19 protein-coding genes and 1 pseudogene are annotated in these 24,090 nt (G+C 61.0%); 17 read left to right on the plus strand and 3 right to left on the minus strand.

Features of this window, described 5'->3' with window-relative positions:
- Nucleotides 1-14 precede the first annotated feature (14 nt).
- The 3 genes from HX792_RS15810 to HX792_RS15820 all read left to right on the plus strand — a co-directional run bounded on the left by HX792_RS15810 (nt 15) and on the right by HX792_RS15820 (nt 5,905).
- Nucleotides 15-1,805 carry a DUF1302 domain-containing protein gene (locus HX792_RS15810; RefSeq protein WP_176996967.1) on the plus strand — a complete coding sequence of 597 codons (1,791 nt, stop codon included), beginning with the start codon at nt 15-17 and terminating at the stop codon, nt 1,803-1,805.
- Between the two features lie 26 nt (nt 1,806-1,831).
- Nucleotides 1,832-3,190: a DUF1329 domain-containing protein gene (locus HX792_RS15815; RefSeq protein WP_176996968.1), complete on the plus strand. Its 1,359-nt coding sequence runs from the start codon at nt 1,832-1,834 to the stop codon at nt 3,188-3,190.
- A gap of 210 nt (nt 3,191-3,400) precedes the next feature.
- Nucleotides 3,401-5,905 (plus strand): LuxR C-terminal-related transcriptional regulator, encoded by a 2,505-nt coding sequence (locus tag HX792_RS15820; protein WP_176996969.1) that lies wholly within the window; start codon nt 3,401-3,403, stop codon nt 5,903-5,905.
- Nucleotides 5,906-5,908: 3 nt separating this feature from the next.
- On the opposite strand, the gene HX792_RS15825 is transcribed toward HX792_RS15820, so the two are convergent.
- A complete protein-coding gene (locus HX792_RS15825) occupies nt 5,909-6,781 on the minus strand; it encodes a helix-turn-helix domain-containing protein (protein ID WP_176996970.1) in 873 nt (290 codons plus the stop codon).
- Nucleotides 6,782-6,919: 138 nt separating this feature from the next.
- Here HX792_RS15825 and HX792_RS15830 point away from each other — a divergent pair, with 138 nt between their 5' ends.
- Nucleotides 6,920-7,822 (plus strand): DMT family transporter, encoded by a 903-nt coding sequence (locus HX792_RS15830; RefSeq protein WP_176996971.1) that lies wholly within the window; start codon nt 6,920-6,922, stop codon nt 7,820-7,822.
- A 126-nt stretch (nt 7,823-7,948) separates the two neighbouring features.
- On the opposite strand, the gene norR is transcribed toward HX792_RS15830, so the two are convergent.
- On the minus strand, nt 7,949-9,496 hold the full coding sequence (gene norR, locus HX792_RS15835; protein ID WP_176996972.1) for a nitric oxide reductase transcriptional regulator NorR: 1,548 nt from the start codon (nt 9,494-9,496) through the stop codon (nt 7,949-7,951).
- A gap of 147 nt (nt 9,497-9,643) precedes the next feature.
- Between norR and hmpA the strand changes: the two genes are divergently transcribed.
- Both hmpA and HX792_RS15845 read left to right on the plus strand, forming a co-directional pair.
- The gene (gene hmpA, locus HX792_RS15840; RefSeq protein WP_176996973.1) at nt 9,644-10,825 is read left to right on the plus strand and encodes an NO-inducible flavohemoprotein; all 1,182 of its coding nucleotides are present in this window, start codon (nt 9,644-9,646) and stop codon (nt 10,823-10,825) included.
- Nucleotides 10,826-11,037: 212 nt separating this feature from the next.
- A complete protein-coding gene (locus HX792_RS15845; RefSeq protein ID WP_176996974.1) occupies nt 11,038-11,544 on the plus strand; it encodes a disulfide bond formation protein B in 507 nt (168 codons plus the stop codon).
- A 474-nt stretch (nt 11,545-12,018) separates the two neighbouring features.
- On the opposite strand, the pseudogene HX792_RS30640 reads toward HX792_RS15845, so the two are convergent.
- A pseudogene (locus tag HX792_RS30640) lies at nt 12,019-12,309 on the minus strand (hypothetical protein).
- Between the two features lie 27 nt (nt 12,310-12,336).
- On the opposite strand from HX792_RS30640, the gene cyoA reads away from it, so the two are divergent.
- From cyoA to HX792_RS15900, 11 genes are all read left to right on the plus strand, one after another.
- A complete protein-coding gene (cyoA, locus tag HX792_RS15850) occupies nt 12,337-13,278 on the plus strand; it encodes a ubiquinol oxidase subunit II (RefSeq protein WP_176996975.1) in 942 nt (313 codons plus the stop codon).
- 3 nt (nt 13,279-13,281) lie between these two features.
- Entirely contained in the window at nt 13,282-15,300 is a 2,019-nt protein-coding gene (gene cyoB, locus HX792_RS15855; protein ID WP_176996976.1) for a cytochrome o ubiquinol oxidase subunit I, read from the plus strand.
- Nucleotides 15,301-15,303: 3 nt separating this feature from the next.
- On the plus strand, nt 15,304-15,930 hold the full coding sequence (locus HX792_RS15860; RefSeq protein ID WP_058426759.1) for a cytochrome o ubiquinol oxidase subunit III: 627 nt from the start codon (nt 15,304-15,306) through the stop codon (nt 15,928-15,930).
- A complete protein-coding gene (gene cyoD, locus HX792_RS15865) occupies nt 15,930-16,271 on the plus strand; it encodes a cytochrome o ubiquinol oxidase subunit IV (RefSeq protein WP_176996977.1) in 342 nt (113 codons plus the stop codon). Before HX792_RS15860 ends, cyoD begins: the two co-directional genes overlap by 1 nt.
- Nucleotides 16,272-16,282: 11 nt before the next feature.
- A complete protein-coding gene (cyoE, locus tag HX792_RS15870) occupies nt 16,283-17,170 on the plus strand; it encodes a heme o synthase (RefSeq protein ID WP_060754363.1) in 888 nt (295 codons plus the stop codon).
- A gap of 144 nt (nt 17,171-17,314) precedes the next feature.
- Nucleotides 17,315-18,400, plus strand: a complete 1,086-nt coding sequence (locus HX792_RS15875; RefSeq protein ID WP_176996978.1) for a pyridoxal phosphate-dependent aminotransferase — start codon at nt 17,315-17,317, stop codon at nt 18,398-18,400.
- A 196-nt stretch (nt 18,401-18,596) separates the two neighbouring features.
- Nucleotides 18,597-19,304 carry a LuxR family transcriptional regulator gene (locus tag HX792_RS15880; protein ID WP_176996979.1) on the plus strand — a complete coding sequence of 236 codons (708 nt, stop codon included), beginning with the start codon at nt 18,597-18,599 and terminating at the stop codon, nt 19,302-19,304.
- A gap of 270 nt (nt 19,305-19,574) precedes the next feature.
- The gene (locus tag HX792_RS15885; protein ID WP_176996980.1) at nt 19,575-20,645 is read left to right on the plus strand and encodes a fatty acid desaturase family protein; all 1,071 of its coding nucleotides are present in this window, start codon (nt 19,575-19,577) and stop codon (nt 20,643-20,645) included.
- A 4-nt stretch (nt 20,646-20,649) separates the two neighbouring features.
- Nucleotides 20,650-21,621, plus strand: a complete 972-nt coding sequence (locus tag HX792_RS15890) for a proline dehydrogenase family protein (protein ID WP_176996981.1) — start codon at nt 20,650-20,652, stop codon at nt 21,619-21,621.
- A 13-nt stretch (nt 21,622-21,634) separates the two neighbouring features.
- Nucleotides 21,635-22,885, plus strand: a complete 1,251-nt coding sequence (locus HX792_RS15895) for an ATP-grasp domain-containing protein (protein ID WP_176996982.1) — start codon at nt 21,635-21,637, stop codon at nt 22,883-22,885.
- The gene (locus HX792_RS15900) at nt 22,885-24,090 is read left to right on the plus strand and encodes an MFS transporter (RefSeq protein WP_176996983.1); all 1,206 of its coding nucleotides are present in this window, start codon (nt 22,885-22,887) and stop codon (nt 24,088-24,090) included. The genes HX792_RS15895 and HX792_RS15900 overlap by 1 nt, the downstream gene beginning before the upstream one ends.

Raw genomic sequence — 24,090 nt, forward strand, 5'->3', positions numbered from 1 at the left:
ACCGGGGAAGACGCATGACAAAAACAACAATGCGCGCCATCTTCACGCCGCAAGCGCTGGCGGCTGCGGTTGCACTGGGTTGCTGTGCCCAGGCGCAGGCTGTTTCGTTCAACATTGGCGAGATCGAAGGGCAATTCGACTCCTCGCTGTCGGTCGGCGCGAGTTGGGGCATGCGCGATGCCGACAAGAAGTTGGTGGGCACCGTCAACGGTGGTACTGGCCAGGCGTCTACCGGCGATGACGGACGCCTGAACTTCAAGAAAGGCGAGACCTTCTCCAAGATTTTCAAGGGCATTCACGACCTGGAACTCAAGTACGGTGACAGCGGCGTGTTTGTGCGCGGCAAGTACTGGTACGACTTCGAGTTGCAGGACGAAGACCGCGAATTCAAGCAGATCAGCAACCACCACCGTGACGAGGGCGCGCGTTCTTCGGGCTATGAATTGCTCGACGCCTTCGTTTATCACAACTACTCCATCGGCGATCAGCCGGGCAACGTGCGGCTGGGCAAGCAAGTGGTCAGCTGGGGCGAGAGCACCTTTATCGGTAACTCCATCAACAGCATCAACCCCATCGACGTTTCGGCGTTCCGACGCCCGGGCGCAGAGATCAAGGAAGGGCTGATCCCGGTGAACATGCTGTTCGCCTCCCAGAGCCTGACCAACCAGCTGACAGTGGAAGGCTTCTACCAGTTGAACTGGGAAAACACCGTCCTGGATAACTGCGGCACATTCTTTGGTGGGGATGTGGCGGCCCACGGCTGTAATGACAACTACACGGTCGGTAACCCGGCGATTGCGCCGTTGCAGCCCGTCGCCGCCGCGTTTGGGCAGGGCTTTCAAGTGACGCGCGAAGGGGTGATCGTGCAGCGTGCACAGGATCGCGACGCCCGTGACAGTGGCCAATTCGGTACGGCGTTGCGCTGGTTGGGGGATGATACGGAATACGGCCTGTACTTCATGAACTACCACAGCCGCACCCCGACCGTGGGCACCATCACCAACAACACGAGCCTGGCCAGGCTCGGTGCGATCGCCGGTGCAGCCAATGGTCTCGCGCCCGGCTCTGGCGCAGGTCTGGTCCAGAGCCTGATGCTTGGTCGTGGCCAGTATTACCTCGACTACCCGGAAGATATCCGCCTGTTCGGCGCCAGCTTCTCCACCACCTTGCCCACCGGCACGGCGTGGACCGGCGAGATCAGTTACCGCCCCAACGCTCCGGTGCAACTCAACACCACCGACCTGACCCTGGCCCTGATCAACCCGGTCGCCGGGCAACTGGCCTCGCCGATCCGCAGCAACTTCGGTGACGACAACAAAGGTTACCGCCGCAAGGAAATCACTCAGATTCAAAGCACCCTGACCCAGTTCTTCGACCAGGTGCTGGGCGCTGAACGCCTGACACTGGTAGGCGAAGCGGCTTACGTGCACGTCGGCGGGCTGGAAGACAAATCCAAACTGCGTTACGGCCGCGACTCGGTATACGGCGCCTACGGCTTCCAGGGTGACACCGACGGTTTCGTCACGGCCAACTCCTGGGGTTACCGCGCCCGGGCGATCCTCGACTACAACAACGCCATTGCCGGGGTGAACCTCAAGCCTAACCTGTCCTGGTCCCATGACGTGGCCGGCTATGGCCCCAACGGCCTGTTCAACAAAGGCGCCAAGGCCATCAGCGTTGGGGTGGATGCGGATTACCGCAGCACCTACACCGCAAGCCTGAGCTACACCGACTTTTTTGGCGGTGACTACAACACCCTGACCGACCGTGACTTTATCGCCCTCAGCTTCGGCGCGAACTTCTGATCTGGCTTAAAGAAGGATAAGACTCTATGCGTAAGATATTTGCGGTGATGGCCCTCAGCCTGTTGGCCGCCAACGTGATGGCGGCGGTGTCGCCTGAAGAAGCCGCCAAGCTCGGCACCACCCTGACCCCCATGGGCTCGGAAAAGGCGGGCAACGCCGATGGCTCGATCCCGGCCTGGACCGGCGGCATCCCGAAAAACGCCGGTGCGGTCGACAGCAAGGGCTTTCTCGCCGACCCGTTCGCCAGTGAGAAACCGCTGTTCGTGATCACCGCAGCCACCGTCGACAAGTACAAGGACAAACTCTCCGACGGCCAGGTAGCGATGTTCAAGCGCTACCCCGAGACCTACAAGATCCCGGTCTACCCCAGCCATCGCACGGTCAACCTGCCGGCGGACATCTACGAGTCGATCAAACGCAGCGCCTTGAACGTGCACGCGATCAACGACGGTAACGGCCTGGAGAACTTCACCGGCAATCGCTACTACGCGTTTCCGATTCCGAAGAACGGCGTGGAGGTGCTGTGGAACCACATCACCCGCTACCACGGTGGCAACCTGCGCCGCATCATCACCCAAGCCACCCCGCAGACCAACGGCAGCTACACCCCGATCCGCTTCGAAGAGGAGGTGGCGGTACCGCAATTGATCCCGGACATGGACCCGGCCAAGGGCGCCAACGTGCTGACCTTCTTCAAGCAGTCGGTGACCGCGCCGGCGCGCCTGGCCGGTAACGTGCTGTTGGTGCACGAGACCCTCGACCAGGTGAAGGAGCCGCGCCTGGCCTGGATCTACAACGCCGGCCAGCGCCGCGTGCGTCGCGCGCCGCAAGTGGCGTATGACGGGCCGGGCACGGCGTCCGACGGCCTGCGCACCTCGGACAACTTCGACATGTTCTCCGGCGCGCCCGACCGCTACGACTGGAAGTTGGTGGGCAAGAAGGAGATGTACATTCCCTACAACAGCTACAAGCTCGACCAGCCAACCCTCAAATACGACGACATCATCAAGGCCGGCCACATCAACCAGGATCTCACCCGCTATGAGCTGCACCGCGTGTGGGAAGTGGTCGGTACGGTCAAGCCTAGCGAGCGGCACATCTACGCCAAGCGCCACATGTACATCGACGAAGACAGCTGGCAGGTGGCGCTGGTCGATCACTACGACGGCCGTGGCCAACTGTGGCGGGTGGCCGAAGGTCATGCACAGTTCTACTACGACCATCAGGTGCCGGCCTACACCGTGGAAACCCTGTATGACCTCATCGCCGGACGCTACATCGCCCTGGGCATGAAAAACGAAGAGAAGAGCAGCTTCGTGTTCGGCTTCGCAGCGAAAGCGGCGGACTACACCCCGGCAGCCCTGAGGTCCGAGGGCATTCGCTGATCGCAATGTGAAATGTTGTTCAACTGTGGGAGCTGGCTTGCCTGCGATGACGATAGTGAATTCACTGCCGTCATCGCAGGCAAGCCAGCTCCCACAGTCGGTTTTATGCATGGCTTGAAATCAGTTCGCTGAATACTTCTTCAACAACCGCCGACCACAGGACTAGGGTAGGCGCCAGGTTGCATAACAATAAAAAAGCAGGATGCAGCAATGACCGCCATGACACGCTGCCTGGACCGTCCTGGATTCATGCCACGGCTGTCCTCCCACCATTTATTGCGCCCGCGCCTGGCCGAACCGTTGCTGGCGGCGCAGGTGCGCGTGAAATTGCTCTGCGCGCCCGGTGGCAGCGGCAAAAGTGCGTTGCTCGCCGAATGCGCCTTGCAGGCGCCCACGGGGTGCCAGGTGCACTGGCTGCCACTCAATGGCGTGGCCTTGAGCCCCCTCGATCTGTGCCAGCGGCTGGCGCAAAACCTGGGTCTGGCGTTCACCGATGAAGCCACGCTGTTGCTGGACCTCTCCCGCTGGCAAACCCCGGCGTGGATATTCCTCGATGATTTCTGCCGACTGCCTACGCCAGACACCGACGCCTTGCTCGACCGCCTGCTCACCGCCAGCAGCCCCACGCTGACGTGGTGGCTGGGTGCGCGCCGACGGCCGTTGTGCAACTGGCCACGCTTGCTGCTCGACGATGAGTTGCTGGAGTGCAGCGCCGAACTGGCATTCAACCCGGCAGAGGTCCAGTCACTGCTGCGGCATGCGCCAGGGCAGTCGGTTGAGCGTGTCATGCAGTTCAGCGGCGGCTGGTGCGCGGGCGTGCGCATCGCCTTGCTGGGCGATGGCCACCCTGAAAAGACCTTGCTCGACTACCTGCAACACGAACTGTTTGGCACCTTGCCGGCCGAGCTGGCGGAGGCCTGGCGCGTGCTCGCCCATCTGCCGCGCTTCAATGCGGGGCTGTGCGAGCACTTGTTCGGCTTTGGTGACGGTGACCACTACCTGCGCGATTTACAGGCGCTTGGCGCGTTCATCCAGCCGTGGGAGGACACTGACTGGCTTCAGGTCTTCCCACCGCTTGCCCGATTGCTTAGCGAGGAACCCTGGTCGGCCAAACGTTCCTGGCACCGACGGGCCTGCCAGTGGTTCACCGCCGAGCAGGACTGGCAGGCCGCCTTCGAACAGGCGCTGCTCGCTGAAGAATACGAAGTGGCCGTGAGCCTGTTGCAGCACTTCAGTTTCGAAGACCTGTTCCGCCAGCAGAACGCCGCGTTGCTGTTGCGCTTGCACGAGCAGCATGGCGATGAATTGATGCTCGGCTCGGCGCAATTGGTGGGCTTGGTCACGGCCGCGCTGCTGTTTGCCGGGCGCTTTGAACAGGCCGCGCAATGCATCGATCAACTGGCGCGCTTTGCGCCGCAACCGACGGCGGCCCAGCAACGTTACCTGCTCGCGCGCTGGCAGGCGCAGTGGGGCTGGTTGTTGCACCTGGGCGGCGATGCCGAGCGCTCCCGCGAGCACTTCCTGGAGGCGCTGCAAGCCTTGCCCGACAGTGCGTGGACTTCGCGCCTGATGTGCCTGTCCGGGCTGACCCAGCAAGCGTTGCTGCGCGGCGAGCTGGATACGGCCCAAGCCTTGAGCCGCGAAGCGTTGTGCCTGGCGCGTGCCCACGGTTCGCTGTTGCTGGAGGCTCTGCTCGAACTGGATCACGCGCAATTGCTGGAACAACGCGGTGCGCCGTACCGGGCGCAAAGCCTGCTTGAACAGGTGCAGGCGAGGTTGCTTGCGCAGCGGCTGAAGGCCGGCCCGCTGGTGGGGCGTATTGCGTTGCGGCGCGGGCATCTGGCGTTGCGCCAAGGCCAGGATGAAGTGGCGGCCGAGTGTTTCGACGCGGGTTTGAAGATGTGCCTGCACAGCCAGGACAAGCGCGTGCTGTACGGGTTTCTCGGGTTGGCGTTGCTGGCGGCGAACCGCGGCGATTACGCCCAGGCGTTTATCCAGTTGCGTGAGGCCGAGCGCTTGATGCAACAGCGTCATGTACCCGACACGGTGTATCGCGCCGTGTTGCTGTTGGTCAGCGGGCATTTCTGGCTGCAGCAAGGCCGCGCCGAATTGACGGTGGAAGCGGTTCGCCGGGTGTTGCGTCACTTCCGTGGGCCAAACGCCCGCCAGGCGCCACCGGCCACGCTGGAGTTGATCCCGCGCCTGGAATACCTGCTGGTGTTGGCCGAGGTCAAACTGGGCTGCGCCGAACAACCGATCCCACGACTCACTGCCTTGCTCGACGCCACCCGCGAACGCGGCATGCTGTGCCTGGAAACCGAGGTGCAATTGGTGTTGGGCGAAGTGGCGTGGCAACTGGGTGACCCGGCCCTGGCCCGTACAGCCTTGCGCGCGGGCTTGGAATTGGCGGGGCGTTGCCAGGTGCAGCAAGCCATCCGCGAGTTGCGCCTGCGTTCGCCTGGGCTGCTGAGTGAGTTGGGCCTGGAGCCACAGGCGTCGCCCGCCGGTGCGGTGGACAACCCGTTGAGCCAGCGTGAGCTGGAAGTGCTGCAGTTGATTGCCCTGGGCAACTCCAACCTGGAAATCGCCGACCGCTTGTTTATCTCCCTGCACACCGTGAAGACCCACGCACGGCGTATCCACAGCAAGCTGGGCGTGGAACGTCGCACGCAAGCGGTGGCCAAGGCCAAGACATTGGGCTTGATGGGCGGTTGAAGGTTAAGCGAACGCCTGGCGGTATTCCCCGGGCGTCGCGCCCATGGCCTGGCGGAAACGGTGGGTGAAGTGGCTGGCGCTGGAGAAACCGCACAACCAGGCGATCTCGCCCAGCGGCAGGGTGCCGCCGCGCAGCAAGGCCTGTGCGCGGGCCAGGCGACGTGCCAGCAGGTATTGATGGGGTGGCAGGCCGAAGCTTTGGCGGAACATCCGCGCAAAGTGGTATTCCGATAGCGCGCACAGGCCCGCCAATTGGCCGAGGCTGATCGGCTCTTCCAGGTGATGCTCGACGTAGTCCACCAACAGCCGCCGCTGGTGTGCGGCCAGCCCGCCTTTCAAACGCAGCCCTTCACGTGCGCCCACCTGGCTGAGCAAGGTGTGGCTGAGCATTTCATGGGCCAGGCTGCTGGTCAGCAAGCGCTCGGCCGGTTCCTGCCAGTTGAGCGCAATCAGTTGGTGAAAACGTTGGGCCTGGCGCGCGTCTTCAAGAAAAGTGCTTTCGCGCAATTGCAGCTCACGGGGTTCGCGGTCGAGCAGGGTGACGCAGCCGAGGGCAAATTGCTCCGGGCTGAAATACACGTGGGCCAGGCGGATCTCGCCGTTGATCACCCAGGCTGAACGGTGTTCAGCCGGCAGGATGCACAGCTTGTCGGGGCCGCCCTTGGTGCCCGGCTGATCGCGACGAAAGGTACCGGTGCCGCCACCGATGTAGCACGACAGGGTGTGGTGCCCAGGCGCCTGGTAATCCTGGGAGTCGTGATGGTTACTCCACAAGGCTGCAGACAAGCCGTCACCCAGCTCGGCGCAGGCCTCGAGGCGGGCGTGGGGCGAGCGGTTGAGGGCTTGAAAGACTTGCAGGGATTGCAGATCAGGCATGGTGTGTATTCTCCGACGCCTTGCATCCTACTCTGCACAGCGGCTGCTGTGATCCTGCCAGCCGACAAAAGCGCAAGAATGTGCAAGAGATCGGGGCTGGCTGCGAGGGACACTGTGGCTCAATCACCGGAGCCCACCATGAACCTTTTCCTGTATGTACTCACCGTGTTGATCTGGGGCACCACCTGGATCGCCCTCAAATGGCAATTGGGCGTCGTGGCGATTCCCGTGTCGATCGTCTACCGCTTTGGCCTGGCGGCCCTGGTGCTGTTTGTGCTGCTGTTGCTCAGCCGCAAGTTGCAGGTGATGAACCGGCGCGGGCATTTGATTTGCCTGGCCCAGGGCTTGTGCCTGTTCTGCGTGAACTTCATGTGCTTTCTCACCGCCAGCCAGTGGATCCCCAGCGGCCTGGTGGCCGTGGTGTTTTCCACCGCCACGCTGTGGAACGCGCTGAATGCCCGGGTGTTCTTTGGCCAACGCGTCGCGCGCAACGTATTGATGGGCGGCGCGCTGGGCTTGTTGGGGCTGGGCTTCTTGTTCTGGCCGGAACTGGTCGGGCATACCGCCAGCCCGCAGACCTTGCTGGGGTTGGGCCTGGCGTTGCTCGGCACGATGTGTTTCTCGGCGGGCAACATGCTCTCGAGCCTGCAACAGAAAGCCGGGCTCAAGCCGCTGACCACCAACGCCTGGGGCATGGCCTACGGTTCGGTGATGCTGGCGACCTACTGCGCGGTGCGCGGCATCCCGTTCGACATGGATTGGAGTGCGCGTTACATCGGCGCCCTGTGGTACCTGGTGATCCCGGGCTCGGTGATCGGCTTTACCGCCTACCTCACCCTGGTCGGGCGCATGGGGCCGGAGCGTGCGGCGTATTGCACGGTGTTGTTCCCGGTGGTGGCGCTGAACGTCTCGGCGTTTGCCGAGGGCTATCAGTGGACCGCTCCGGCCCTGGCGGGGTTGGTGCTGGTGATGCTGGGGAATGTGTTGGTGTTTCGTAAACCCAAGCCTGTGAGCCCGGCCTTCGAAGCTAAGCCGGTTTAAACCTGTGGGAGCTGGCTTGCCTGCGATAGCGTCACCTGGGTGCAACTGAGAGACCGAGGTGCTTGCATCGCAGGCAAGCCAGCTCCCACACAAGCCAGCCGCCACATATGATCCGCGTTGTGGTGTTTATTTGAGGCCCAGGCGCTTGGCCATGCGGCCGAGGTTGGCGCGGTCCAGCCCCAGTTCGCGGGCGGCGCTGGCCCAGTTGTGCTGATGGCGTTCCAGGCAGGCGCTGATCACCTGGCGCTGGTACTGCTCGGTGGCCTGGCGCAGGTCGCCGCTGACCACGGGCGCTGTTTCGGCCGCGGCTTCTATTGCAGGCGGCGCGCTGACGTCGGGCAGGTCGAGGTCCTGGGCGCTCAGGCTGAGAATCTTCGGACGCTCGCGGCAATTGCCCAGGGCCTTGAGGGCGCTGCGGCCAATCAAATGTTCCAGCTCCCGCACGTTACCTGGCCAGTTGTAGGCCAGCAGCGCCGCCTGGGCATCGCTGGTCAGGCGCAGGCTGCCCAGGCCCATACGCGAGCGGTTTTGTTCGAGGAAGTAACCCGCCAGCAACAACACATCACGGCCACGCTCGCGCAGCGCCGGCACTTGCAACGGGTACACGCTCAGGCGGTGGTAGAAATCGGCGCGATAGCGGCCGTTGCGCACTTCTTCGGCGAGGTCGCGGTTGGTGGCAGCGATCAGGCGCACATCCACCTGGTGCTCCTTGTCCGATCCCAGGCGCTGCAATTGGCCGCTTTGCAGCACGCGCAACAGCTTGGCCTGCACGGTCAGGGACAATTCGCCCACTTCGTCCAGGAACAGCGTGCCGCCATTGGCCAGCTCGAATTTGCCACGGCGCTCGTTCAGCGCGCCGGTAAACGCACCGCGCACATGGCCGAACAGTTCGCTCTCGACCAGGGTTTCCGGCAGAGCGGCGCAGTTAAGGCTGATCAAGGGTTTGTCGGCGCGCGCGGACGCGGCGTGGATCGCCTGCGCCACCAATTCTTTGCCCACACCGGTTTCGCCGGTGATCAGCACCGTCAGGTCGCTGCCGCCCACCAGTTTGATTTCTTCGACCAGGCGCTTGTGGGCCTTGCTCTGGCCGATCATTTCCTTGTGCTGCTGGCCGCTGGCCTGGCGGTAGATCTCGGCGCGCTGGTGTTCATCTTCGGCACGCAGGGCCAGGCGCTCGATGCGCTCGGCGACATTCACCGTGGCCGCCGCCAGACTGGCGAAGGCCTGCAGGGCGTCCAACTCGACCCGTTCGAAACGCTCGGTATCGAGGGCGTCCAGGGTCAGCAGGCCCCACGGCCGGTCGTCGACAAACAGCGGACAGCCCATGCAATCGTGGACTTCCAGGTGGCCGTGAATGCCGTCCACCAGACCGTCGTAGGGGTCGGGCAGTTGGCTGTCACTGTCAAAGCGGGTCGGACCGGGGCTGCTCAGCAGCACCTCGAAGCGCGGGTGCTCACTGACCTTGAAGCGTCGGCCCAGGGTGTCGGCGCTCAAGCCATCCACCGCCAGCGGTACCAGCCACTCGCCGTCCAGGCGCAGCAACGCGGCGGCATCGCAGGGCAGCAGGGCGCGCATGGCCTGCAGCAGGCGGCGGTAGCGCTCGCTCTCGGGCAGATCGCGGGACAGGTCGGCGACCAGGGGGAGCAGGGTGGTGAGCAGGGAATGTGCAGTCATAATGACTCCTTGTAGTCCTTATGACTATAAGGTGTAGGAAGTCAAAATGACTATTTTTTATTCAAGCCATTGAAATATAAGGATTAATAAGTTGGCACGAATACTGAGTAAGTAAAGGCAATCAGTCAAAAGACCCAGGAGTCTGCCATGCTTAGTGCCCAAGACCGTGCCATCGTCAAATCCACTGTGCCCCTGCTGGAAAGCGGCGGCGAAGCGCTGATCACCCATTTCTACCGCATGATGCTCTCCGAGTACCCGGAGGTTCGCCCGCTGTTCAACCAGGCCCACCAGGCCAGTGGCGACCAGCCGCGTGCCTTGGCCAACGGCGTGCTGATGTACGCACGGCACATCGACCAACTGGACCAGTTGGGCGACCTCGTCGCCAAGATCATCAACAAGCACGTGGCCCTGCAGATTCTGCCGGAGCACTACCCGATCGTGGGCGCCTGCCTGCTGCGTGCAATTTCCGAAGTGCTGGGCAGCGAGATCGCCACGCCTGAGGTGATGAGTGCCTGGGGCGCCGCCTATGGCCAGCTGGCCGACATCCTGATCGGTGCCGAAGCGGCCATCTATGACGAGAAAGCCCAAGCCCCGGGCGGCTGGCGCGGTGCGCGGCCGTTCATCCTGGTCAAGCGTGTGGAGGAGAGCGACGAAATCATCTCCTTCTATTTTGCCCCGGTGGACAACGGCCCGATCCTGGCGGCTGCGCCTGGCCAATACATCGGCATGAAGCTGGTGCTCGATGGCGAAGAAGTGCGCCGCAACTATTCCCTCTCGGCCCTGAGCGATGCGGGCCTGTACCGCATCAGCGTCAAACGTGAAGCCGGTGGGCGGGTGTCCAACTACCTGCATGACCAGATGCACGTCGGTGCGACTATCGACCTGTTCCCGCCTTCGGGCGAGTTCACCCTGGCGGCCAGCGACAAACCGCTGGTGCTGATCAGCGGCGGGGTCGGCATCACGCCGACATTGCCGATGCTCGAAGCGGCCCTGGCCACCGAGCGCCCGGTGCACTTTATCCACTGCGCGCGTAACGGCGGGGTGCATGCGTTCCGTGACTGGGTGGACGGCCTGGCCGCCAAGCACCCGCAACTCAAGCGCTTCTACTGCTATGCCGAGGACGATGGCGTGAGCCCTGCGGCAGACAAGGTGGGCATGCTGACCCAGGAGCAACTGGCCGCGTGGTTGCCGGAGCAGCGTGATGTGGATGCGTACTTCCTGGGGCCTAAAGGTTTCATGGGCGCGGTCAAGCGTCACCTCAAGGCGTTGGGTGTACCGGAAAAACAAAGCCGCTATGAATTCTTTGGCCCGGCAGCGGCACTGGAATAAGGTTTCGGCGTAAATCGCATCGGCATCATCGCGGGCAAGCCCGGCTCCCACATTAGACCGAGATCGAATGTGGGAGCCGGGCTTGCCCGCGATGGCGTCCGCACAGCCACAACATTTTCCCCGATTAATCCCCCGTTAACCCCCTTCTGTTTAAACCACTCTCTGTGTGTAAACTTGCGGCCATTGGCACAACCAAACAAAAGGATACGGGGATGAGTGACGAATTGCGTTTAGGCAGGGAGCGGCGCTTTCTGGTGTTGCTGGGCATCATCTGCCTGGCGCTGATCGGCGGTGCGTTGTACATGCAGGTGGTGTTGGGCGAGGCGCCTTGCCCGCTGTGTATCCTGCAGCGCTATGCGTTGCTGCTGATCGCCGTGTTCGCGTTTATCGGCGCGGCCATGCGCACCAAGGGCGCGGTCACGCTGTTCGAAGGGCTGGTGATCCTCAGCGCCCTGGGCGGTGTCGCGGCGGCCGGTCACCATGTGTACACCCAGTTCTTCCCTGAGGTCAGCTGCGGCGTGGATGTGCTACAGCCGATTGTCGATGAGCTGCCCCTGGCCAAGGTGTTCCCTTTGGGGTTCCAGGTGGATGGCTTCTGCAGCACGCCGTACCCACCGATCCTCGGCCTGTCCCTGGCCCAATGGGCGCTGGTGGCTTTCGTGCTGACGGTGATCCTGGTGCCGCTGGGCATCTACCGTAATCGCCAACGCAACGCCTGAGTCGGTTATGCAAAACGCCCCGGTTCTCCTGATGGGAGACCGGGGCGTTTTGCTTTGTAGGGATTTTGTGAAACTGCCGTGACGAGGAGCAATTTCAGGTGCGCGCAGCGTGCGACATGTTGTCACACGGAACCTGTCGCAGGACGTTTCTGACCCCGCGCGTAACCCATTAAATTTGCCTCGGACGCGTGATTTGTGCTGTCAGTTCGTCGTTTGAACGATCCCGCGAAACACCTGTCGTGCGAGCCGTTCGGTGATGTCCGAATGCCTTGTTTTATGGGGGGTTGGATCCGTTTTGCATGCCCTTACAGCGTGTAAGGGATGTGACGGTTTATCGAATAACACGGCAATTTTTGTGGTTTTTGTTGAGAATCGAACGCGATAAGATCGCGAACCGTTGCAATAATGGTGAAGGATTATTGCTGTAATCGATAAAAATTATTTCTTTATAAGACATGGTTTATACATCGCTAGCTAACTACAATCGCCCGCACTGAATGTCCGGTGCTGTTCAATATTTGAGCATTGGAGCGGTCGAGGGGCAGATGGATGGCTCTGTGCGACCCCAGGTTCCGGCAGCCTTTCAACTATCCGCACCAAATGGAATTGGTCTGTAACAAGGCCTTTAACCACGAAATCGAATAAGAACTCACCGCAGGTCCGTGAAACGCTCCGTTATGGCGTAGCGGGCAGGCTCTTATTCAATCGAAGAGAAATGCCAACCCTTGGCAGGGTGAAGTGTTGGCGATCAAAACCCAACTGCATTGCGCAAGCTGCTTTAGAGGTCGTGAGATGAGTAAAAACAGGTACCCCCGATTACTAGGCTTTTTGCCGCTGCTTGGCATGATGTTAATGCTCGGAGGCTGCAAGTGGACCTTGATGGACCCAAAAGGACAGATCGGTCTGGATCAACGCAACCTGATCATCACCGCTACTCTGCTGATGCTGCTGGTCGTGGTCCCTGTGATCATCATGACCTTCGCCTTCGCCTGGAAATACCGCGCGTCGAACACCAGCGCCACCTACGCGCCCAAGTGGTCGCACTCCACCAAGATTGAAATCGCGGTGTGGCTGGTACCGGTCCTCATCATCATCGCCCTGGGTTACATCACCTATAAGTCGACCCACGAGCTGGACCCGTACCGTCCGCTGGAATCCGACGTCAAGCCGATCAACATCGAAGTGGTCGCGCTGGACTGGAAGTGGCTGTTCATCTACCCGGATCTGGGTATCGCCACGGTCAACGAGATCAAGTTCCCAGAGAACACCCCGCTTAACTTCCGGATCACCTCCGACGCCGTGATGAACTCGTTCTTCATCCCAGCCCTGGGCGGTCAGATCTACGCGATGGCAGGCATGCAGACTCGCCTGCACCTGATCGCCAACGAAAAAGCTGAAATGGAAGGCATCTCCGCTAACTACAGCGGCGCTGGCTTCACCGGCATGAAATTCAAAGCGATCTCGACGAGCCAGGACGATTTCAACGCCTGGGTAGCCGAAGTCAAGGCCGCACCTAAACAGCTTGATCAAGCTGAATACGATGCCCTGACCAAACCAAGCCAGAACAACCCAGTCGCCCTGTACTCCACGTACGAGCCGAACCTGTTTCAGAAAATCGTCGACAAGTACGAAGGTATGAAGCCAGGCAAGCCGGTCAAGCACGAGAAGAAAGAAGTGGCCGCGGTTGAAGGTTCTGAAACGGGCGCGCATTCAACTGCTGGGGCAGAGGAGTAAACGATGTTTGGTAAATTAAGTTGGGATGCGGTCCCGTTCCACGAGCCGATCGTAATGGTGACTATCGCCATGATCGCGCTGGGTGGTCTGGCGCTCGTAGCAGGTATCACCTATTTCAAGAAATGGTCCTACCTGTGGACCGAGTGGTTGACGTCGGTCGACCACAAGAAAATCGGCGTCATGTACGTCATCGTTGCCATGGTCATGCTGCTGCGTGGTTTTGCCGACGCCATCATGATGCGTACCCAGCTGGCCATGGCCACCGAGGGTTCGCCTGGCTACCTGCCACCTGAACACTATGACCAGATCTTCACCGCTCACGGTGTGATCATGATCATCTTCATGGCGATGCCATTCTTCACCGGCCTGATGAACCTTGCCTTGCCGCTGCAGATCGGTGCCCGTGACGTTGCCTACCCGTTCCTGAACTCCCTGAGCTTCTGGCTGCTGGTTTCCGGCGTTGTGCTGATCAACGTTTCCCTGGGCGTCGGCGAATTCGCCAAGACCGGTTGGGTTGCGTATCCGCCACTGTCGGGCATTCAGTACAGTCCGGGCGTGGGTGTGGACTACTACATCTGGGCGCTACAGTTATCAGGGCTCGGGACGACGCTAACGGGGGTCAACTTCCTGGCCACCGTGCTGAAAATGCGCGCCCCTGGCATGAAACTGATGGACATGCCGATCTTCACCTGGACCTGCACCTGGGCCAACGTCCTGATCGTGGCTTCGTTCCCGATCCTGGCCGCTACCATGGCGCTGCTGTCGCTTGACCGTTACCTGGATTTCCACATTTTCACCAACGAACTTGGTGGCAATCCAATGATGTACGTGAACCTGTTCTGGGCATGGGGTCACCCTGAGGTGTACATCCTGATCCTGCCAGCGTTCGGTATCTTCTCTGAAGTGATCTCGACCTTTACCGGCAAGCGCCTGTTCGGTCACCACTCGATGGTCTACGCATCGGGCGCAATTTCTGTACTGGGCTTCATGGTGTGGCTGCACCACTTCTTCACCATGGGTTCGGGTGCCAGCGTCAACGCCTTCTTCGGCCTGGCAACGATGCTGATTTCCATCCCGACGGGGGTGAAGCTATTCAACTGGCTGTTCACCATCTACCACGGCCGTCTGCGTATCACCAGCCAGGTTCTGTGGACCCTGGGCTTCATGGTGACCTTCGCCATCGGCGGCATGACCGGCGTACTGCTGGCCATCCCGGGTGCTGACTTCGTCCTGCACAACAGCCTGTTCGTGATCGCTCACTTCCACAACGTGATCATTGGTGGTGCTGTATTCGGTTACATCGCTGGTTTCAGCTTCTACTTCCCGAAAGCGTTCGGCTTCAAGCTGCACGAAGGTTGGGGCAAGGCTGCATTCTGGTTCTGGATCTCGGGCTTCTTCGTCGCGTTCATGCCGCTCTACGCATTGGGCTTCATGGGCATGACCCGTCGTCTGAACGCCACGACCAACCCTGAGTGGGTGCCGTACCTGTACGTCGCCATGTTCGGTGCGGTGATGATCGCTGTGGGTATTGCCTGCCAGCTGATCCAGCTGTACGTGAGCGTCCGTGACCGTAAGCAGAACGCTTGCGACTCCGGCGACCCATGGAATGGCCACACCCTGGAATGGTCGACTTCGTCGCCACCGCCGTTCTACAACTTCGCCGTGATCCCTACTGCGAACACCATTGATGCGTTCACCGAAGCCAAGGAAGACGGTACTGCGTACCAGCGTCCGAAGCACTACGAGCCGATCCACATGCCAAACAACACCGCCACTGGCGTGGTGATGGGCGGCCTGCTGACCGTATTCGGTTTCGCGATGATCTGGCACATCTGGTGGCTGGCGATCGTGAGCCTGGTGGGCACTATCGGTTACTTCATCATTCACGCTGCCCGTGATGATCAAGGCTACATGGTGCCGGTCGAGACGATCGAGCGCATCGAAGCCGAGCAGCACGCTCGCCTGGTAGCCGAGAAGAAGATTCCGGCCAACCGTGTAGAAACCTCGTTGGAACAGGCTTAAACCATGTCGAACTTAGTGACCAATGCTGGACACGCCCATGTCGATGACCATGGGCACGATGACCATCACCACGACTCGGGGCCAATGACCGTTTTCGGTTTCTGGCTCTACCTGATGACCGACTGCATCTTGTTTGCGTCGATCTTCGCGGTGTACGCGGTACTGGTAAACAACGTAGCGGGTGGCCCGTCGGGCCACGACATCTTCGAACTGCCTTACGTGCTCGGCGAAACCGCCTTGCTGTTGTTCAGTTCGATCACCTACGGCTTCGCCATGTTGGCCTTCTACAAGGGCAACAAGAAAGGCGTTCTGAGCTGGTTGGCACTGACCTTCCTGTTCGGCCTGGGCTTCATCGGCATGGAGATCAACGAGTTCCACCTGCTGATCTCCGAAGGCTACGGCCCGCACCGTTCCGGCTTCCTGTCCGCGTTCTTCACGCTGGTAGGCACCCACGGTCTGCACGTTTCGGCTGGCCTGCTGTGGATGGCGGTGATGATGTATCAGGTCAATAAACACGGCCTGACCAACACCAACAAGACTCGCCTGACTTGCCTGAGCCTGTTCTGGCACTTCCTGGACGTGGTCTGGATCTGCGTATTCACCGTCGTCTACTTGATGGGGACTCTGTAATGGCTAATGCACACTCCCATGACCATGACAGCCATGATGCGAGCCACGGCAGCGTTAAGTCCTACGCTATCGGCTTCATCCTGTCGGTCATCCTGACGCTCATCCCGTTTGGTCTGGTGATGTACCCGACCCTGCCAAAGTCGGTCACCTTGATGATCGTGCTGGCATTCGCGGTGATTCAGGTTCTGGTTCACCTGGTGTACTTCCTGCACCTGGACCGTTCCAAGGAACAGCGCGATAACGTGGTTGCCTTCGTGTTCGCAGGCATCGTAATCGTGCTGCTGGTTGGCCTGTCGATATGGATCATGTTCAGCATCCATACGTTCATGATGGCGAAGTGAGGTAAGACCCGATGTCGCTTAAGCACTTTATCCAAATCACCAAACCGGGGATCATTTTCGGTAACGTGCTTTCTGTGGCGGGCGGTTTCTTCCTGGCCTCCAAGGGACATGTCGATCTGGCCATCTTCCTGGCTGCAATGATCGGCACGTCCCTGGTGGTAGCTTCCGGATGTGTGTTCAACAACTGCATCGACCGTGACATCGATATCAAGATGGAACGCACCAAGAACCGTGTGCTGGTCCAGGGCCTTATCTCCCTGAAACTGGCACTGGTCTACGCGACCGTCCTGGGTGTTGCCGGTGTGGCACTGTTGTACAAGGTGGCCAACCCGTTGGCGGCGCTGTTTGCCGTGATCGGGTTTGTTATCTACGTCGGCCTCTACAGCCTGTACCTCAAGCGCAAGTCGGTTCACGGCACGCTGGTGGGCAGTCTGTCGGGGGCGATGCCGCCGGTGATTGGTTATGTGGCTGTGACCAATAGCTTCGACATGGCCGCGCTGACGCTACTGGTGATGTTCAGCCTGTGGCAGATGCCGCACTCCTACGCCATTGCGATTTTCCGCTTCAATGACTACTTGGCTGCGTCGATTCCGGTATTGCCGGTCAAGCGTGGCATTCAGGTGGCCAAGAAACACATCCTGCTGTACATCCTGGCCTTCCTTCTGGCGACCTTGATGTTGACCTTCAGTGGCTACGCCGGCATGAGCTACCTCGCCGTCGCGGCTGCCATGGGCATGTACTGGTTGTACATGGCCTGGACCGGCTACAAGGCGGTGGATGACACCGTCTGGGCGCGCAAGCTGTTCGTGTTTTCGATCTTCACCATCACCGCGCTCAGCGTGATGATGTCCCTGGATTTCCAAGTGCCGAAAGAGCTGTTGCTGACCTACGCTCACTGAGTGGTCCTGCAGTGAAAAAGCCCCGCCTTCGAGAGAAGCGCGGGGCTTTTTCTTGGGCGCCGGTTAAATCAGCTGGGGCAATGCTCGTCATACCCCTCTGAATGAGTAGTGAGAATTCATCGCCCGCCTACAAGGAGTAGCTCCATGTTCAGCGTCAGTCGCCGGTCCCTTCTCACCGTGGGCGCAGCCCTGCCTCTGCTGGGGCGCCTGGATTGGGCGGTTGCCAGCCCGCCACCGGCCAAGGCCGAGAGGCTGCGGCTGAACTACAACGAAAGCCCCTACGGGCCCTCTGGCGCGGCGCGGGAGGCCATGCAGCGGGGGATCGCCACCGCTGCGCTGTATCCCTATGGCCATATGTATGCGCTGGCCGAACTGTTCGCCCAGCAACAAGGCATTGCCGAAGACCAGGTGGCGGTGTTTTCCGGCTCGATGGCGGCCCTGCGTTATGCCGTGCTGGCGTTTACCAGCACTACGCGCGGCCTGGTGATGGGCACGCCGTCCTATGAAGTGCCGCGCCAGGCAGCCGAAAACTGGAAGGCGCCGGTTCAGGAAGTGAACCTCAACGCTGCGCACGCCCACGACATTCCCGCCATGTTGGCTGCTGACCCCCAAGCCGGCATGCTCTACGTATGCAACCCCAACAACCCCACCGGCACCCTGACCCCCACCGACGCCATCCGCGAGGCACTGGCGAACAAGCCCAAGGGCAGCGTGCTGGTGGTGGATGAGGCCTATATCGACTTCTCCGATGCGCCCAGTTGCATCAGCTGGGTCAAAGAGCACGACGACCTGCTGGTGCTGCGCACCTTCTCGAAAATCTACGGCCTGGCCGGTGCCCGTGTGGGCGTGGCGATTGGCCATCCGGCGCTGCTGGAACGGCTGGCGGTATTCGGTGGCGACAACGTACCGGCCGGCTCCAGCCTGCTGGGTGCCCATGCCAGCCTGGAAGACGTGAAGCTGTTGCCCCAACGCAAGGCGCTCAATGCCCGGGCCCGCGATGAGACGGTCGCCTGGTTCAAGGCACGCGGTTTTACCTGCACGGTGTCGGCCAGCAACTGCTTCATGATCGACGTGAAACGCCCCGCCGAGCAGGTTATCGAGCGGCTGGCCGAGCACGGCGTGTTGATCGGGCGGGTGTGGAAGAACTGGCCGCAGTGGGTGCGGGTGACCGTTGGCAGTGCGCAGCAGATGCAGCGTTTCCGTGAAGTGTTTGCCGCACAGGTGGTCTGAGCTGAGGGATTGTCCTGCCCATGGTCGGCTTACCGTGGGAACCACTGGACAAGGCGTTTGGGGCATGTTTCATTCTTCTTGTTGTGTAGGGATATTTCCTACTGGGTGAGTCGACTCTGAATCGGGAGCTTCGGGATTGAAGCGCCCCGGCCAGAACGCTAGGCTCACCCGTAGTCACTCATCAGGGACGAGATTCATGCGAAGCAATGGTCAACCCAATAACAGCACGCCCATGCAGCCTGCCGACGTGCGCCAACTGCTCGATGCCGAGCTGACCCGACGGGGGCTTGGGCACTTTGAGGTCTATCAATGCGGGCCGACGCTGGATGAGGCGGAGATCATCTCCAACTACCCCGACGCCCTGGAGCGAGCGGACTCGGCCGATGACTTCTATCAGCGTGGCCAGTTGCTCTCTCTGTCCAAGGAACGGGTAAAACCCTTCTTCTGGAGCGATGAAAACCTGCTGACACCGGCTGAAGAGGCCGTGCCGGTGCCCGGGCCCTGCGCGCCGGTGGGGGAGGGCGCGAGTTTTATCGTGCACGGCAACCGTGGGTTTTACTCGATCCTCAACCTGTGCAGTTTCGGCGAAGGGCAACGGTTTCGTGACACCGTGCTGGCCAACAAAAGCGAGCTGCAGATGCTGCTGGTCTCGGTGTACGACGAGGCATTGGAAAGCTGCGCGCCCGCACTGACCCAGCAGACCGTGCTCACCCCCCGCGAAACCGAAGTGCTGTCGTGGACCAGCCTGGGCAAGACCTACAACGAAATTGCGCTGCTGACGTCGATGAGCCCGCGCACGGTCAAGTTCCACATGAAAAACGTCTTCGACAAGCTGGACGTCACCAACGGCAAATCTGCCATTCGCAAGGCCCTGCAACTGGGCTATATCCGCGAACAAGCCTGACCCATACCGGTTAACCCCACGCCCGCCTGCGATTTTTCGCAGGCGGGCGTTCGCGTGCGCGTGGCATTGGGGCCTACCTGTCTAAAAGGGCAGCTTGTTAGCGATAGGGCGGTGCTTTAGTTTTTTTCGCAGCCGAAGAGTCTAGCTCAGGCAAAAAAAACGTTAGCTGTAATACCTAAAAAAATGCCCGAGCCGGTAATGAGCCAGGAAGTCCAGTGCCACTCGCGCGGGTTGGGTGTTGCAGCGTGCCGCTTAATTAATGGAGTGATTATGCTGGTCGATCAGAACAAAGAAGCTGCTGGCGAATACGCCGCGGGTATCTCCCGCGAGACCTTCGGGATGCTCAAGCACTTATGCAAAAAAGATAACTATCACTGGGCCGTCGCGCTGGGCAAGGACTACGCCATCATCGCGTTTGCGATCTACCTGTCCCTGGGGATCAGCTACTGGTTCTACCCGGTTTCGCTGTTTCTGATTGGCACCACCCAACGGGCGTTGGCGAACGTGCTGCATGAGTCGGCGCACAAGATGTTGGCCAAGAACCGCTTTATCAACTGGTTTTCCGGCACCTTCCTCTCCGGTTATCTGATTTTCCACCTGCACCAGTCCTACAGCATCTCGCACATCAAGAACCACCACGTGCACCTGGGCCACCCGGAAAAAGACCCGGACTACAACTTCCACCTCAAGTGCGGGCTGTACGACGTCAAGCAGAGCGAGCGTGAGTTCTTCCTGAAAAACGTACTGCTGGCCCTGTCCGGCTACCGCACCGTGCAGTACATCCGTTACATCATCAAGGACCGCGTCAAGGCCCAGGGTTCGGACAAGAAGATCCGCAACGAACGCCTCATGCTGTGGACCTACTGGGCGGCGATCTTCGCCGTGGCCGCCAGCTTCGGCGTGGTCACCGAGTTGCTGCTGTTCTGGCTGGTGCCGCTGTTCACCACCGCCGTGGCTGTGGGCTGGATCATCGAGCTGGCCGAGCACTACCCGCTGCCCGCTGCGGAAACCGAGAAGCTGCTGTTGACCCGCAACCGCAAGGGCAACGCACTGGAGAACTTCTTCTTCGGCCGCCACGACGACAACTACCACCTGGTGCACCACCTGCACCCGGCCATTCCGCACTGGAACATGCGCAAGGCCCACGAGCTGCTGATGTCGCACCCCGAGTACGCCCGCTGGGACAACCTGTGGGCCGGGATTTTCACCCGCGACCGCCACAGCCCCAACAAGGAAACCATGCTCAGCTACGCGGCCAAGTTCCGCGCCCACAAGATTGCCAACCATGCCGACGACTCGAGCTTCGCCCGTCGCATGCTCAACCAGGCCTACGGGGTTTGACACCATGAACGACACAGACAACAGCCTGCTGGCGACCCTGGCCCTGAAAAAGCTTGCGGCCAACAAGACCTACCGCGACCTGTTCCTGGCCAGCGACACCCTGCGTGATTTCCTGCGCCCGGCCGCCTTGCGCTACATCATTTCCGAAGACCGCCTGGAGATGCTCGACAAGCTCGCTGCCCTGCAAGGCAAAGGCTATCGCACCGGGGTCGAATACGTGGGCGAAGAGGCCACCACCCTGGCCGAGGTGACCACCGCCACCGACGAATACCTCAAGCTGATCGACCTGATGGCGCTGCACCCTACGCTGAACGAGCCGCCGCAACTGGGCTTCGACCTGTCCAACGTCGGCACCATCATTTCCCGTGAACTGGCGATCGAGAACTGCTCGAAGATCCTCACCCATGCGGCCGACAAGGACGTCGGCGTGATCCTCAGCATGGAGCGGTCCCAGTGGACCGACTCGATCCTCGACATCTTCATGCACCTGAGTGCGCGGTTTCCCCACCTGGGCATCACCCTGCAGGCGCAGTTGAACCGCACGCCCGATGACCTGGGTGAGATCCTCGGTACCGGCTGCAAAATACGCCTGGTCAAAGGCGTCTACGCCGAGCCGGCTGCCATCGCCTTGCCCCGTGGTGCGCAGTTGGATGAGCGCTACCTGGGCCTGCTCGACCGCATCAACGGTGCCAGCAGCAACTACGCGTTCGCCACCCAGGACCCGCAACTGGTCGAGCAGATCCTCACCAGCGGCATCGCCAGCCGTGGCGAGCTGGAGATGCTCCACGGCGTGCGTCCCGAGTTGATCAAGGCCGTCAAGGACGCTGGCCAGGTCAAGACCCGCGTGTCGGCGGTGTACGGCACCAACTGGTACTTGCACCTGCTGCACCGCGTCGCCGAATTCCCGCAGAACATTTTCCTCGCGCTGGACGACGTGGCGTCGCCGCGCCCTTCCGAAACCGCCACTCATTACTGAAAAGGACATCCTCATGAAACAGTACGTCGCCTTGGTTGATGTCTACTCCAGCGGTAACTTCCTGCCTAAATTCTTTCGGGATGCCGGCCTGGGCCTGATCCATGTACAGAGCACCCCGGAACTGATGCCGAGCATGCTCGGGCCGAACCTGGATGAGTTCGAACACAATCTGATCTTCAACGGCAGCGCCGAAGCCGTGGCGCGCCGCCTGCGTGAGTTCGACGTGGTGGCGGTGGTCGCGGGCCAGGAGCCTGGCGTGCCGTTTGCCGACTACCTGAGCGAACAGCTGCAATTGCCGACTTCCAACGGTAGCGCGGGCTCCCGGGCGCGTCGCGACAAATTTGAAATGATCGGCAAGGTGGCCGCTGCCGGCCTGTTGACTGCGCGGCAGATCAAGTCCGCCGACCCCGCCGAGTTGCTGGCGTGGGTCGAGGCCGGCCAGGTGTTCCCGTGCGTGGTCAAGCCACTCAGCTCGGCGTCCACCGACGGGGTTTCGATCTGCCACAACGTCGAGGACGTGAAGCGCGCCTGCCAGGAAGTGGTGTCCAACCTGGACATCTTCGGCCTGGCCAACACCGAGATCCTCTGCCAGTCCTACCTCAAGGGGCCGGAGTTCATCGTCGATACGGTCAGCCGCGACGGGCAGGTGTATGTCTGCGGGATCTGGCGTTATGTGAAGCGCGAAGTCAGCGGTGGCAAAAACATCTATGACCGTGACGTGCTGATCGCCCCTGACAGCCCGGAAGCCAACGTGCTGGTGGACTACATCGTACAAGTGCTCAAGGCCCTGGGGATCAACAACGGCCCGGCCCACTCGGAAGTGATCCTGACCGAGGCCGGCCCTGCGCTGGTGGAAGTCGGCGCGCGCTTGAACGGCAACATGGAGCCCAACTTCCATGACATCAGCCTGGGCGGCAACCAGGCGCAGTTGACCTACCTGGCCTACTGCGAGGGCGAGGCGTTCAAGGCCGGTTACGCCGGCAAGCGCTACCACAAGCTCAAGGAAGCCTGCGTGATCAACACCGACACCACGCTGCAAGGCGAAGTGACCGGCTTCAACGAAGCGGCCATTCACCTGATCGAAGCGCTGCCCTCGGTGCACAAGCTGAGCGTGAAGTACAAGGCCGGCAAGCTGATGAAGAAGACCGTCGACCTGCTCAGCAGCCCGTTGCGCGTGTTCCTGCTGTCGGAGAACCAGCGGGATATCGACCAGGATTACGAACAGATCCGTCAGTACAAAGACAACGTCTACGTGATCCGCTGATGGGCACTTATCGCGCGTTACGCGGGCTCAACGCCCGGCTGCAGTCGCTGTTCATGATCACCCTGGTGTTCCGCATGGGCACCATGGCGTTCCCGTTCTACGCGGCGTACCTGATTCATCAGCACGCCGTGTCGGCGGGCACTGCCGGCCTGTTGGTCGGCGTGTATGGCGCGGGTGCGCTGTTCGTGGACCTGATCATCGGCGCGGTGATCAAGCGCCTGGGGGCTAACCGGGTGATCCTCGGCTCGTTGCTGCTCAACGCGTTGCTGCTGTTGATCATCCCGTCGGTGGACAACACCGCCGCGCTGTTCGTGCTGTCGTTCCTCTGGGGCGCCTGCTACGAAGCCTTCACGCCGGCGACGTTCTCCGAGACGGTGACCCACAGCAGCAGCGAGACGCGCAAGGTGGCGTTCTCCTGCAACCGGTTGGCGATCAACATCGGCATGGCGATCGGGCCGCTGTTGGGCAGCCTGATTTTCCTGAGCAACGCTGACGCGGTGTTCTACATCAACGCGGCGTTGTCCCTGGTGTCGTTTGCCGCCTGCCTGCGATTCGGCCGTGCGGTCACGGTTGATGCGGCGCAGGCAGCGCCATTGGCGAGCAAGGGCAATGGCTTGCCGGAAACGGCTCCGCACGAACGTTCGCGCTTGCTGGTGATTTTGCTGGCGGCGCTGCCGGTGCATGTGGCCTACGCCTTGCCGCCGACGTTTCTGTCGGCCTACATCATCACTTACACCGAACTGCCGGCGTATTACGTCGGCATCATTTTCTTCATCAACGCCTTGCTGGTGATCCTGTTCGAAGTGCCGATCAACCAGCGCATGGCGCACCTGTCGAGCAGCCGCTCACTGGTGGCGGGGTTCCTGGTGGCCGGGGTCGGGTTTTTCCTGATGGGCTTCAGCCATGTCGGCGCGGTGCTGTTGGTGGCCACCGTACTGTGGAGCCTGGGCGAGATGATCGTGTTTCCCGGCATTACTCATTACGTGAGCAGCATCTCCAGCCGGCACACCGTGGACCGCAACCTGGGTTACTACTCGGCGGGGGTCAACATCGGGGTGATGATCACGCCGTCGCTGGCGTTCATGTTGGTGGCGCAGCCGTCCCTGCCGTCGCCGTGGCTGCTGGCTGGCACCGTGTTGCTGCTGTTCGCGGTGGCAGTGGGCGTGATGAAAAGCTCAACCCTCTTGTGGAACAAGGAAGCGTGA

This window comes from Pseudomonas sp. B6002 (assembly GCF_013385985.1).
GTDB lineage: Bacteria > Pseudomonadota > Gammaproteobacteria > Pseudomonadales > Pseudomonadaceae > Aquipseudomonas.

Excerpts from the sequence above, each read along its gene's own strand:
- HX792_RS15810 (WP_176996967.1), top strand. The coding sequence starts at position 15 with ATGACAAAAACAACAATGCGCGCCATCTTCACGCCGCAAGCGCTGGCG.
- HX792_RS15815 (WP_176996968.1), top strand. The coding sequence starts at position 1,832 with ATGCGTAAGATATTTGCGGTGATGGCCCTCAGCCTGTTGGCCGCCAAC.
- HX792_RS15820 (WP_176996969.1), top strand. The coding sequence starts at position 3,401 with ATGACCGCCATGACACGCTGCCTGGACCGTCCTGGATTCATGCCACGG.
- HX792_RS15825 (WP_176996970.1), bottom strand. The coding sequence starts at position 6,781 with ATGCCTGATCTGCAATCCCTGCAAGTCTTTCAAGCCCTCAACCGCTCG.
- HX792_RS15830 (WP_176996971.1), top strand. The coding sequence starts at position 6,920 with ATGAACCTTTTCCTGTATGTACTCACCGTGTTGATCTGGGGCACCACC.
- norR (WP_176996972.1), bottom strand. The coding sequence starts at position 9,496 with ATGACTGCACATTCCCTGCTCACCACCCTGCTCCCCCTGGTCGCCGAC.
- hmpA (WP_176996973.1), top strand. The coding sequence starts at position 9,644 with ATGCTTAGTGCCCAAGACCGTGCCATCGTCAAATCCACTGTGCCCCTG.
- HX792_RS15845 (WP_176996974.1), top strand. The coding sequence starts at position 11,038 with ATGAGTGACGAATTGCGTTTAGGCAGGGAGCGGCGCTTTCTGGTGTTG.
- cyoA (WP_176996975.1), top strand. The coding sequence starts at position 12,337 with ATGAGTAAAAACAGGTACCCCCGATTACTAGGCTTTTTGCCGCTGCTT.
- cyoB (WP_176996976.1), top strand. The coding sequence starts at position 13,282 with ATGTTTGGTAAATTAAGTTGGGATGCGGTCCCGTTCCACGAGCCGATC.
- HX792_RS15860 (WP_058426759.1), top strand. The coding sequence starts at position 15,304 with ATGTCGAACTTAGTGACCAATGCTGGACACGCCCATGTCGATGACCAT.
- cyoD (WP_176996977.1), top strand. The coding sequence starts at position 15,930 with ATGGCTAATGCACACTCCCATGACCATGACAGCCATGATGCGAGCCAC.
- cyoE (WP_060754363.1), top strand. The coding sequence starts at position 16,283 with ATGTCGCTTAAGCACTTTATCCAAATCACCAAACCGGGGATCATTTTC.
- HX792_RS15875 (WP_176996978.1), top strand. The coding sequence starts at position 17,315 with ATGTTCAGCGTCAGTCGCCGGTCCCTTCTCACCGTGGGCGCAGCCCTG.
- HX792_RS15880 (WP_176996979.1), top strand. The coding sequence starts at position 18,597 with ATGCGAAGCAATGGTCAACCCAATAACAGCACGCCCATGCAGCCTGCC.
- HX792_RS15885 (WP_176996980.1), top strand. The coding sequence starts at position 19,575 with ATGCTGGTCGATCAGAACAAAGAAGCTGCTGGCGAATACGCCGCGGGT.
- HX792_RS15890 (WP_176996981.1), top strand. The coding sequence starts at position 20,650 with ATGAACGACACAGACAACAGCCTGCTGGCGACCCTGGCCCTGAAAAAG.
- HX792_RS15895 (WP_176996982.1), top strand. The coding sequence starts at position 21,635 with ATGAAACAGTACGTCGCCTTGGTTGATGTCTACTCCAGCGGTAACTTC.
- HX792_RS15900 (WP_176996983.1), top strand. The coding sequence starts at position 22,885 with ATGGGCACTTATCGCGCGTTACGCGGGCTCAACGCCCGGCTGCAGTCG.